Source organism: Amycolatopsis alkalitolerans (genome assembly GCF_006152065.1).
Lineage (GTDB): Bacteria > Actinomycetota > Actinomycetes > Mycobacteriales > Pseudonocardiaceae > Amycolatopsis_E > Amycolatopsis_E alkalitolerans.
In genome coordinates this window covers 222,831-234,048 of record NZ_VDFW01000005.1, presented here as the reverse complement: position 1 = coordinate 234,048, position 11,218 = coordinate 222,831, and the positions used below count along the sequence as shown (strand labels likewise).

Annotated in this window: 11 protein-coding genes; 8 read left to right on the top strand and 3 right to left on the bottom strand. The window is 69.6% G+C overall.

The features are described 5' to 3' along the window. The first annotated feature begins 37 nt into the window (after positions 1-37). From FG385_RS08730 to FG385_RS08720, 3 genes are all read left to right on the top strand, one after another. On the top strand, positions 38-811 hold the full coding sequence (locus FG385_RS08730) for an IclR family transcriptional regulator (RefSeq protein WP_139096107.1): 774 nt from the start codon (positions 38-40) through the stop codon (positions 809-811). A gap of 165 nt (positions 812-976) precedes the next feature. Beyond that, the gene (locus FG385_RS08725) at positions 977-2,302 is read left to right on the top strand and encodes an MFS transporter (RefSeq protein ID WP_235022456.1); all 1,326 of its coding nucleotides are present in this window, start codon (positions 977-979) and stop codon (positions 2,300-2,302) included. A gap of 19 nt (positions 2,303-2,321) precedes the next feature. Next, positions 2,322-3,632 carry an MFS transporter gene (locus tag FG385_RS08720; RefSeq protein WP_139096105.1) on the top strand — a complete coding sequence of 437 codons (1,311 nt, stop codon included), beginning with the start codon at positions 2,322-2,324 and terminating at the stop codon, positions 3,630-3,632. A gap of 4 nt (positions 3,633-3,636) precedes the next feature. On the opposite strand, the gene FG385_RS08715 is transcribed toward FG385_RS08720, so the two are convergent. Genes FG385_RS08715 through FG385_RS08705 form a run of 3 tightly spaced genes read right to left on the bottom strand, consistent with a single transcriptional unit; the run spans position 3,637 to position 6,226 of the window. Next, positions 3,637-4,401: a nitroreductase/quinone reductase family protein gene (locus FG385_RS08715; RefSeq protein WP_139096104.1), complete on the bottom strand. Its 765-nt coding sequence runs from the start codon at positions 4,399-4,401 to the stop codon at positions 3,637-3,639. Positions 4,402-4,439: 38 nt separating this feature from the next. Next, positions 4,440-5,060, bottom strand: a complete 621-nt coding sequence (locus tag FG385_RS08710; protein WP_139096103.1) for a response regulator — start codon at positions 5,058-5,060, stop codon at positions 4,440-4,442. Then, positions 5,057-6,226, bottom strand: a complete 1,170-nt coding sequence (locus tag FG385_RS08705; protein ID WP_407645477.1) for a GAF domain-containing sensor histidine kinase — start codon at positions 6,224-6,226, stop codon at positions 5,057-5,059. Before FG385_RS08705 ends, FG385_RS08710 begins: the two co-directional genes overlap by 4 nt. A 144-nt stretch (positions 6,227-6,370) precedes the next feature. Here FG385_RS08705 and FG385_RS08700 point away from each other — a divergent pair, with 144 nt between their 5' ends. The 5 genes from FG385_RS08700 to FG385_RS08680 are packed head-to-tail and all read left to right on the top strand — an operon-like array spanning position 6,371 to position 11,169. Then, entirely contained in the window at positions 6,371-7,153 is a 783-nt protein-coding gene (locus FG385_RS08700) for an ABC transporter ATP-binding protein (RefSeq protein ID WP_139096188.1), read from the top strand. Then, complete coding sequence (locus FG385_RS08695) at positions 7,150-7,914, top strand: ABC transporter ATP-binding protein (protein ID WP_139096101.1); 765 nt, start codon at positions 7,150-7,152, stop codon at positions 7,912-7,914. Before FG385_RS08700 ends, FG385_RS08695 begins: the two co-directional genes overlap by 4 nt. After that, complete coding sequence (locus FG385_RS08690) at positions 7,915-8,793, top strand: branched-chain amino acid ABC transporter permease (protein ID WP_139096100.1); 879 nt, start codon at positions 7,915-7,917, stop codon at positions 8,791-8,793. Continuing rightward, the gene (locus FG385_RS08685; RefSeq protein WP_139096099.1) at positions 8,786-9,922 is read left to right on the top strand and encodes a branched-chain amino acid ABC transporter permease; all 1,137 of its coding nucleotides are present in this window, start codon (positions 8,786-8,788) and stop codon (positions 9,920-9,922) included. Before FG385_RS08690 ends, FG385_RS08685 begins: the two co-directional genes overlap by 8 nt. After that, positions 9,919-11,169 carry an ABC transporter substrate-binding protein gene (locus FG385_RS08680; protein WP_139096098.1) on the top strand — a complete coding sequence of 417 codons (1,251 nt, stop codon included), beginning with the start codon at positions 9,919-9,921 and terminating at the stop codon, positions 11,167-11,169. Before FG385_RS08685 ends, FG385_RS08680 begins: the two co-directional genes overlap by 4 nt. The last annotated feature ends 49 nt before the right edge of the window (positions 11,170-11,218 follow it).

The window sequence follows — 11,218 nt, the reverse complement described above, 5'->3', positions numbered from 1 at the left end:
GCTACCGTGCGCAGAACTGCGATGACGAGAGGTGAGCATGGCGAGTGACGTACCAGCGGTGAGCCACGCGGTGCGGCTACTGGAGCGAATCGCCCGCGACTGGCCCGAACCGGTCGCGTCCGGCGTGCTGATCGAGGAACTCGGCCTCAACCGGAGCACCTGCTACAACATCCTCGGCACACTGCAGCGCGCCGGCTGGACGGCGAGCCGCGGGGATCGCGGCGGCTGGTCGCTCGGCCCGCGGCTGCTGGCGATGGCCCGGGTCTCCGAGGACTGGATGTCCGAGATCGTCCAGCAGGAACTGGACGCGCTCAGCCAGCGCACGGGGTTCATCGTGTTCGCGGTGCAGCGGCACGGCCCGGCCGCGTATTCGGTGCTGGCCAAGGGAGACCGTGGCACGGGCGTGCGGATCACCGTCGGCGTCGGCGACACCTTCCCGTTCTCCGCGCCAGCGATCATGCGCGCCTTCCACGCCTGGTCCGACGAGGCCGAGGTGTCCCGGCTGATCGCCCGGCACGGCCTCGAGACGTTCACCGAAGAGACCGTGACGGCACCGATGGCCGTGCGCGACGTCCTCAGGGCCACCAGGGCGCGCGGTTACGCGGACAGCGTCCGCGAATACGACCTCGGCCAGTCCGGGGTCGCCGCCCCGGTGTTCGACGCGCGAGGCCGGGTGTCGATGGTGATCTGCTCGCTCGCGTTCTCGTCGGAACTCAACGAGTCCAACGTAGAGGACTATGGCGAAATGATCCGCGAATGCGGGCTAAGGATCACCGAACGCACCGGCGGTACGGAGAAAATCGCAGATTAGTTCCGCTTTTGCGTAACAAGAAAACCCTTGCGCGCCCTAACCTTTCTTGACCGCACCCATCGGCTCGGCTTAATGTGCCGCATGCAGGACTTAATGTCTTGCATAGGAGACACCCCCCCTAGCGCTTCCGATCCGGCCCAAGACGGCCCGGAAGGGAGAACAGCCGTGAACGACGTCGCCGTCACCAAAACCTCCTGGACCAAGACCTTGGACCGCACCCAGTGGCGGTCGCTGCTGGCCGCCAACCTCGGCTGGCTCTTCGACGGGTTCGAGACCTACGCGCTCATCCTCACCGCGGGCGTCGTGCTGCGGCAGTTGGACCCGTCCGCCCCCGTCAGCCAGGTCTCGTTCCTCACCGGCGCGACGATCGCGGTCACGCTGCTGGGCTGGGGTGTCGGCGGCATCCTGGGCGGGATCTTCGCGGACTACTTCGGCCGCCGCCGCGCGTTGCTGACCTCGATGGTGCTCTACGCGCTGTTCACCGGGCTCACCGCGGTTTCCTGGTCGTGGACGGCATTCCTGGTGCTGCGGTTCATCACCGGGTTCGCGCTCGGCTCCGAATGGGGCACCGGCACCTCGCTGGTCGCCGAAACGTGGCCGAAGCACGCGCGCGCCAAGGCCGCCGGGTTCATGCAGTGCGGGCTCGGCCTCGGGTTCTTCGTCGCCTCCGCCTGCTGGTACTTCGTCGCCCCGCTCGGCGCGGGCTCATGGCGGTACATGTTCCTCATCGGCGTGCTGCCCGCGCTGTTCGCGTTGTGGTTGCGCCGCAAGGTGCCCGAGTCGGAACAGTGGGCCAGCGCGCACCGGCAGCGGGCCGAACTGCGCTCGCGCGGCGCGGACGAGCTGACCGCGCACGAGAAGTCGTTCACCCGGCTGACCTTGCGGCAGATCATGGTCGATCCCAAGCTGCGCAAGCTGACCATCCTCGGCTCGCTCATGTCGCTGGTCACCACGCTCGGCTGGTGGGGCATTTCGACCTGGGTGCCCGCCTACGTCGCGTCGCGCGCCGCGGCTTCCGGGCATTCCGCGGTCTCGTGGGCGAGCGGGGCCGGGATGATCTACAACGCGGGCGCGATCGCCGGATACATCGGATTCGGCTTCATCGCGGACAAGATCGGCCGGAAGCCCGCCGTCATGCTCTACTTCGGACTGTCGCTTGTGCTCACCCCGGTGCTGTTCCTGTGGACGCACAGCCTCGGCCTGATCGTCGTCGTGCTGGTGGTCAACGGCTTCTTCACGCTCGGCCAGTACACCTGGATGCCGGTGTGGCTGCCCGAGTTCTACCCGACGCACCTGCGCGCGACCGGAGCGGCGTTCGTGTTCAACGCCGCGCGGTTCATCGCCTTCCTCGGCCCGCTGACCTCGGGCGCGATCATCTCGCACCTCGGCGGTTACGGGATCGCGGCGACCACCGTCGGGCTGATCTACCTCCTCGGCCTCGCCGTCGCCCCCTTCTGCCCCGAGACCCGCGGGCAGCAACTCCCCGACTAAGCCCCGCGAAAGGGACCGAATGTCGACCCTGAAGACTCCCGCCAGCACCGGCGGGATCACCGGTGTGCGCCAGGCCACCGGCCGCATCCTGTTCTTCGCCTTCCTCGGCACGCTGTTCGACGGCGCCGAACTGAACCTGGTCGGCTACCCGCTGTCCTACCTGTCGGAAAGCCTGCACGTGAGCACCATCCAGATCGTGCAGGTCTCGACGCTGCAGGGGTTCGCGTCGATCGCGGGCGGGATCCTGTGCGGCTGGCTGGGTGACCTCATCGGCCGGCGCTGGACCTACACCGGTTCGGTCCTGATCTTCGGGATCGCCGCGCTGCTGGGCGGGCTCGCGCCGAACTACACCCTGTTCCTGATCACCCGGCTGCTCGCCGGCATCGGCATGGGGGGACTGTTCGGCCTGTCGTTCTCGATGTTCGCGGAGTGCTGGAAAACCGCCAAACGCGGCATGATGGGCGGCTCGATCCAGGCGATGTACTTCGTGGGCCAGATCGTGACCGAGGGTGTCATCTACTTCTGCATCGTCAGGTTCGGCACGCACAACGGCTGGCGTGCCGGGTACGTGCTGATCGGCGCGGTGACGCTGGTGATCGGCCTCGCGTCGGCGTTCCTGCTGCCGGAGTCCGAGCAGTGGCGGACCTACCAGCGGGCGCTGGCGCGCGGCCGGGTCCCGGAACACCTCCGCCGCACCAAGGTTCCGCTGCTCGACCTGTTCCGCGGCGGCTACGCGGGCGGCACGATCGTGTTCATGGCACTGGCCACGGCGCTGTTCCTGACCACGAACTCGCTGATCTCGTACCTGTCCACGTTCCTGATCAAGGTGCAGAAGGTACCGCTCGGCACCGCGAGCCTGATCGTCCTGCTGGGACTGGTCGTCACCGCGATCACCTATCCGGTCACCGGGATCCTGTCGGACGTGCTGCGGCGCAAGTGGGCGTTTTTCGCCTCGGCGTTGTTCGGCATCATCGGGTTCACCTGGTTCCTGATCCTCGTCACCTCGCACTCGGCCCGTATCGGCACGGACTTCTGGGCCTCGCCGGCGTTCTGGGCGCTGATGCTGTGCGCCGGTGCCAGCGGCGGGTTCGGCGTGCTGGGTATCTGGATGGCCGAGTTCTTCCCCACGCGGCTCCGGTCGAGCGGTTCGAACCTCAGCTACTACGCGGGGCGCGGGTTCGGCGCTGGACTGTTCCCGCTGGTGGCGCTGTCGATCGCCGGATCGGTGCCGCTCGCCCTGGCGTTCGGGATCGTGGGACCGGTCGCCGGCGCGGTGCTGGCACTGGTCGCCCCCGACTCGACGGGCCGCCGGATCGAAGCGATCGAGTAGGCGCTTACCCTTCGAGATCGACCCGGATCGTCAGCAGGTCTGTGCCGACCGCGCGCACCGCGGCGCTGTTCATCCTCGGCAGGGCGCGGAGCCGGGCGACCGGGTCGTCATCGGGCAGCAAGTGCGCGACGCCGGGATACCAGCGGCCGCGCAGGCGCACCCGGACACGCGGATCCTTCTCGATGTTGCGCACGTACTGGGATCGCCCACCGTGCTCGGACACGAGCCAGAACTCGTGCCCGGCGCGGCGCCCGCCGATCGGCGTCCGCCGGGGCAGGCCGGAAACGCGCCCCGTGGTCTCCAGCAGTATCTGTCCCGGCCGGCGATGCAGGATCGGATTGCCTATCCGCTTCTGGAAGCCGGTGACGAGCCGATGCTTGAGCCGTGACGGGTCCGCCGCGCGCTCGAACAGGACCGGGAGCGTCCTGGTGTGAACGGGCGCGGCGAGCGTCCACAGCAGGCGGCCCAGGCCGTTGCGGTAGTGGACGATCGTCGTCCAGCGCACCGAGGTTTCGCTCGTCTCGACCACGTTACGGCTCTCGAGCAGGGGCGATGGCGCGTCGAGCACGACCTTCTCGGGCGCCGAACTGGCGACCGGCCAGCCGAGCACGTCCACCGGCGCGCCGAGCCGGAATCCGAGCAGCCGCCAGCCGACGCGCAAGATCCAGCGAACGCCGCGAGGCGCGCCCTCCCAGGCGTCCCGCGCCCACTGCTCCGCGGTCCGCTGATCACCACGGGGACGCGCGATCTCGAAGGAATACTCGGCCATGCCCCGAACCTAGCAGCAGACACGTGTCAATGAGGCGGTCAGAGCAGGCCGGCCTCACCCGCCTTGCCGATCGCCTCGACCCGGTTGCGGGCACCGAGTTTGTGCAGCGCGGACTGCAGGTAGGTCTTCACCGTGTTGCGGGTCAGGCCCATCGCCTCGGCGATCTCGGGGTTGGTCTGGCCCTGTGCCGCGAGCCGCAGCACCTCGTACTCGCGGCGCGTCAGCCCGCTGCGGGCGAGCGCGTGCGAACGCTGCGCCTGGTCGGGCAGGATGCGCGGGTCGACCACCCGTTCCCCGCGCAGCACCCGCCGCAGCGCCGACACCAGGTCGGTCCCGGCGACGTCCTTGAGCAGGCAGCCGTGCGCGCCGGCGTCGAGCGCGGCGAGGAGGCCCTGGTGATCGCCGTGTGCGGTGAACACGACGATCCGGCCCGCCGGATGCACCTGCCGCAGTTCGGCGATGACCTCCGGCGCGAGCATGTCCGGCAGCCGCAGGTCCAGCAGGATCAGGTCCGGCCGCAACTGGGCCACGCGCGCGATCGCGACCCGCCCCGACTCGGCGCTGCCGGCAAGCTCCAGCGCGGGTTCGGCCCGCAGCAGCAACGTGACCCCGTCGCGGACTACGGGATGGTCGTCGACCACCAGCACCGTCGCGGTCATGGCACCTCCGGTACCCACGCGCGCAGCGTGCGGCCGCCGTCCTCGTCACGCACCAGGCTCACTCGGCCGCCGAGGCGCGCGGCACGTTCGGCGAGTGAACGCAGGCCCATCCCGGTGCCGGGCGTCTCCGATTCACCGGTCCCGTCGTCGGCGACCATCACCTGCACCCCGCCGAGACTCGGCCCGAGACTCACCACCACCGAACAGGCCCGCGCGTGTTTTTCCACGTTCAGCAGGCCTTCCCGCACCGTGCCCACCAGCACCGCCGTGCGTTCGGCGTCCAGCGGCCGGACGGGCGCCAGCTGCACGAACCGCGCGGGCCGGCCGCAGCGCGCCTCGAACGACCGGCAGTGCTCGGCGAGTTCCACCGGCAGCGCGCGTTCCGGAGTGGACTCCGACAGCGACAGCAACGATTCCCGCAACGCTCGCGAGGCCGCCGAAACATCGCCCTCGAGCCGGGTGAGCCGGCGGGCCAGCACCGGGTCCCCCACCACGTCCTGATGCAGATCGCGCACCTGGACCCCGATGGAGAACAGCAGCGCGCCCACCGAATCGTGCAGTGCGCTCTGCATTCGCCGCCGCTCGGCGGAAACGGCGTCCGCCTGCGCCTCTTCGGCGACTCCCGCGAGCCGCAGCGCGGCGGCGGCCTCGTCGGCGATCTTTTCCAGCCGCAGCACCGCTTCGTCGCCGAAGTCCGCGCGCTCGCGCATGGACGCGTACGCGATCGCGACCGTCTCCCCCCGATCGATGATCGGGACGGTCAGCAGCGCGGCGAGCCCTTCGCCCTGGACCTGCGCGTCGAACTGGTGCGTGATCGTGCGCGCACGGACGTAATCGGAGACGCGCACCGGTTTCCCGGACGCGAGCACCCGGCCGCCGACACCCTGCCCGGTGGGGACGACCAGGTTCTGCAGTGCGTCCGTCCGGTTGCCGGCCATCCAGCGGATCACGGCGGTCCCGGGCTGTTCCAGATCCCCCACGAACGCGGCGTCCACGCCGAGCGATTCCCGGATGAGCCGCGCGGTGCCCTGCAGCGCGACGACGCGGTCGAGCGTGCCGAGCAGGCCTTCTCGCTCGCGCAACAGCTCGTCGAGCACGGTGCTGCGCTCGACGGCACGGTCCGCCGCGATCCGCTGCTCTGCGGTCACGCAGCAACAATCGCACATCTCGCGCGTTCCGGACATCCCCAATCCGCAGAGCACGGTTGTGCAAAGGTGCGCGGAACCCTCTCCAGGTGGAGGTACCGGTGCCGGTGACCTCGATCAAGGATGACCGCCACCGATTCCCCGCCGGAGGAGGTGCACGACGACGTGTTGAGTGTCCGCGACCTGCACGTGCGCTACGGCCGTTCGGTCGCCGCGCTGCACGGGGTCGACCTCGCGGTCCCCGACGACGGGGTGCTCGCGGTGCTCGGCAGCAACGGCGCCGGGAAATCGACGTTGTTGCGCGCGATCTCCGGCACGCTCCGCCTGCACCGCGGCCTGATAACCGGAGGCGAAATCCGGTTCGGTGACCGCCGTATCGACCGGCTCGATCCCGCGGCGATCGTGCGGCGCGGCGTGGTCGGCGCGCCCGAGGGCCGGCAGGTCTTCACCCGGATGACCGTCGAGGAGAACCTGCGCGCGGGCGGCATCACACGCTCCTCCGCCGAACGCGCCACCGCGAGACGCCGCGTGCACGAACTGTTCCCGGTCCTGCGGGCGCGCGCGCATCAGCGCGGCGGGCTGCTTTCCGGGGGCGAGCAGCAGATGCTCGCGATCGGCCGGGCGCTGATGTCCGCACCCCGCGTGCTGCTGCTCGACGAGCCCTCGCTCGGGCTCGCGCCCAGGGTCGTCGAACAGATCGCGCGGATCATCCGGGAGATCCACGCGCAGGGCACCGCGGTCGTGCTGGTCGAGCAGAACGCCGTGATGGCGCTCGGGGTCGCCGACCACGCCGTCGTGCTCGAGGTCGGCCGCGTCGCCCTTTCGGGCTCGTCGGAGGAACTCTCACGCAGCGAGGACGTCCGGCACCTGTACCTGGGCGGTCACGCGGAAACGCGGGCCACGGCCGAGCGCGGGAAACACAAGGCGCTGTCGAGGTGGGACGGATGATCCCCGAGCTTCGCGTGGAAGGCGTCATGCTCCGGTTCGGCGGGCTGACCGCGCTGGACGACGTTTCGTTCACCGTGCGGCCCGGTGCGCTGCACGCGCTGATCGGGCCCAACGGCGCGGGAAAGTCCAGCTGCTTCAACGTGATCAGCGGCCTGTACCGGCCGAGCGCGGGACACGTGCTGCTCGGCGACACCGAGCTGACCGGGCTGCGGCCCCACCGGCTCGTGCGGCTCGGCGTCGGTCGCTCGTTCCAGAACGCCGCGCTGTCGATGCATTCGACCGTGCTCGACAACGTCATGCTCGGACGGCACGCGCTGACCCGCGGCGGTTTCATCGCCGCGGGCCTGCGGCTGACGGTGCGGGGACAGCGGAAGCACGCCCGCCGCGCCGAGGAGATCTGCGAGTTCCTCGGGATCGGCCGGCTCGTGCACACCCCGGTTTCCGCGCTGCCGTTCGGCGACGTCAAGCGCGTCGACATCGCCCGCGCGCTCGCCGTCGAACCCGTGCTGCTGCTGCTCGACGAGCCGGCCGCCGGCATGAACGCGGCGGAAACCGCCGAACTCGCCGGCACCATCCGCGAGGTCCGCGACGAGCTCGGCATCTCGATCCTGCTCGTCGAGCACGACATGAACCTCGTGATGGGCATCGCCGACCGCGTCACCGTGCTCGACTTCGGCCGCCTGATCGCCGACGGCGCGCCCGGCGAGGTCCAGTCCGATCCGGAAGTGATCCGCGCGTACCTGGGAACGGAGGCGGCGTAGATGGAGACGTTCCTGCAACTGGCCGTGAACGGCCTCGGCCGCGGCGCGGTCTTCGCCCTGCTGGCACTCGGTTTCGTGATCATCTACAAGTCCACCGAGGTGATCAACTTCGCGCACGGCTCGCTCGTGCTGTTCGGCGGTTACCTCGTGGTGATCACGCAGGGCTCCCTCGGCTGGGTGGGTTCGTCGCTGGTCGGGATCGTCGGCGCGGGGCTGCTCGGGCTCGTGGTCGAGCGGCTGCTGCTGTCGCGGTCGAAGCTCGCGGACCCGAACAGTCTCGCGCTGCTGACGATCGGGGTCGACGTGATCATCAGCGAGGAGATCGTGCGGCGCCTCGGCGTCGGGATCCCGTTCCTCGGGCAGGCTTGGGACGCGAAGCCGATCCAGGTCGGCGGGATCACCCTGTTCCGCACGCATCTGGTGGCGCTCGGCGTCGCGGCGGTGCTGATCACCGCGTTCTACCTGGCGTTCAAGTACTCGGGCTGGGGCGTGGCGATGCGGGCGCAGGCGGAGAACCGCGAGGCGGCAGCGCTGATGGGGATCCGCAGCCGCCAGGTCACCGCGACGGCGTGGCTGGTGGCGGGCCTGCTCGCCGGGGTCGCGGTGCTGTTCCTCGCCACGCAGGACTTCTCGGGTTCGGGGCTCTCGCGCGGCACCCATTCGATCGCGCTCGCCGCCTTCCCCGCCGCCATCCTCGGCGGGCTGGACTCCACGGCGGGCGCGGTCGTCGGCGGGCTGGTCGTAGGGCTGGTGGAAGCGCTTTCCGCGCAGTACATCTCGTTCGACTTCTCCAAGAGCGCGGTATTCCTGGCAATGCTGGTCGTACTCGTGGTGCGCCCGTCCGGACTGTTCGGCACGAGGGAGAGCACCCGTGTCTGACCTCGCCACACGCACGCCGGCGACCGCCGTCGCCGCCCCACCACCACGGAAGTCCTCGCGGCTGCTGCGAATCGCCGCCTGGCTGGTGCTGCTGGCCGTCCTGCTCGCGCTGCCGCTCTACGTCGACGCGTCCTGGCTCAAGGCCGGGCAGTACGCGATGATCGGCGCGGTCGGCGCGGTCGGGCTCACCCTGCTGGTCGGCCAGGCCGGGCAGCTTTCCCTCGCAGCCGCGTTCTTCCTGCTCGCCGGGGGCACCGCGTACACCGTGCTCTCCGGAACCGACGAGGGCGGCCGGGTGATCGGCTTCGGGATCGACCCGCTGCTGTCGTTGCTCGCGGCCGTCGTGGTCTGTGCACTGCTCGGCCTCGCGTTCGCTCCGGTTTCCGGGCGGCTGCGGGGAATCTATCTCGGTGTCGCGTCGCTCTCGCTCGTGTTCCTGGGACTCTACTTCGGACAGTCGGCGAGCCGGCTCACCGGCGGCACCTCGACCGGCCGGTCACCAGCGCGGTTCTCGCTGTTCGGCTTCCCGTTCGACAACTCGGGACAGGTCGAGCTCTTCGGCGTCCCGCTGCGGCAGGCCGAGCGGACCTGGTACCTGTTCCTCGCCCTGACGGTGATCGCGCTGGTACTGGCATGGGGCGCGGTGAAGGGCCGGATCGGGCGGGCCTGGCGTGCCGTGCGTGACAACGAGGCCGCGGCCGCGGTGATGGGGGTCAGTGTCGCGCGGGCGAAGGCCGGGGTGTTCGCGGTGTCGTCGGCGTACGCCGGGCTCGCCGGGGCGATGACCGTGCTGTGGTTCGACATCCTCAAACCGGACGAGAACGAGTTCGGCACGTACGGCATCAACGTCTCGATCGCCTACCTGGCGATGGTGATCATCGGCGGGCTCGGGTCGGTCGGCGGGGCGCTCGTCGGCGCGCTGATCGTGAACGGGCTACCGCAGATCCTTTCGCTGTATTCGACCCAGCTGGGGCTGTTCAGCGGGAGCGGGCAGGGCGCGTTCACCCCGATTCTGGTCAGCACCTTCGTCTACGGGGCCGCGATCATCCTGGTCGTGCTCTTCGAACCCGGTGGCCTCGCCGCCATCGGGCGGCGGATAACCCAACGCAGAAAGGGGATATCGCGATGAAGCGGCATCTTTCCCTGGTTCTCGCGGCGATGCTGGTCCTCGCCGCCTGCAGCACCAAGGGGGGCGGCACCGGATCGTCCGGTTCCGACTCCTCGGGGGTGAAAACCGACTTCGGGGTGACCGCGACCGACCTGACCCTCGGCGTGATGACCGATATGACGGGACCGTTCAAAACCCTCTCGATCGGGATCACGCACGGGAACCAGTTGTGGGCCAACGACGTCAACGCGGCCGGCGGGGTGTGCGGGCGCCAGGTCAAGCTCGACGTGGTCGACCACGGGTACAAGGCCGACACCGCGAAGACGCTGTACCCGCAGCTGGAGCCGAAGGTGCTCGGGATGGTGCAGCTCGTCGGCTCACCGGTCACGGCCGCGCTCAAGCAGGACCTCAGGAGCGACAAGGTGACCACCACCCCGGCTTCGTGGTCCTCGGAACTGCTGGACAACCCGTACATCATGATCGTCGGCACGACCTACGACGTGGAGATGATCGACGGGATGTCGTACCTGCAGTCGCAGGGCATGCTGGCGGACGGCGACAAGGTCGCGCATATCTACATCGACGGCGAGTACGGCGCGAACGGCCTGCGCGGCTCGCGGTACTACGCGCAGCAGCACCATCTCGACCTGCGCGAGGTCAAGATCACTTCGTCGGACACGGATCTGACGAACATCGTGACCGGCCTGCGTGGCGAGGGCGTCAAGGCGATCATGCTGACCACGACCCCGGCGCAGACCGGTTCGGTCGCGGCGGCGAACAAGGCGCTCGGGCTGAACGTGCCGTTGCTCGGCAACAACCCGACCTTCGATCCGGTGCTGCACAACAGCCCGGCGGCGGGCGCGCTGGACAAGCTGTACGTCGTGGCGAGCAGCGTGCCGTTCTCGGCGGACATCCCGAAGGCCAGGGAAGTCGCGCAGAAGTACAAGGCCGCCGGGTTCCCGGAACCGCCCAACGCGGGGATCGACTACGGGTACGCGGTCGCCGAGGTGTGGGGCGCGGTGCTGAAGAAGGCCTGCGACAGCAAGGATCTCACCCGGGACGGGATCCTGAAGGCGTTGCAGCAGACCACGTCCGCGGACACCGGGAACCTGGTGGCGGCGCTGAACTTCTCGAAGGCCGGTGCTCCCCCGACCAGGCAGGTGTACGTCGCGCAGCCGGACGCGTCGGCCGAGGGCGGCGTCAAGTACGTGAAGCCGCTGTTCGAGGCCCCGGAGGCGCAGGGATACAAGGCACCACACGAGCAGTGAGGTGGCGGCGGGCCTGCTCAGCCGAAGGACTCGTGGCTGAGCCAGAGGT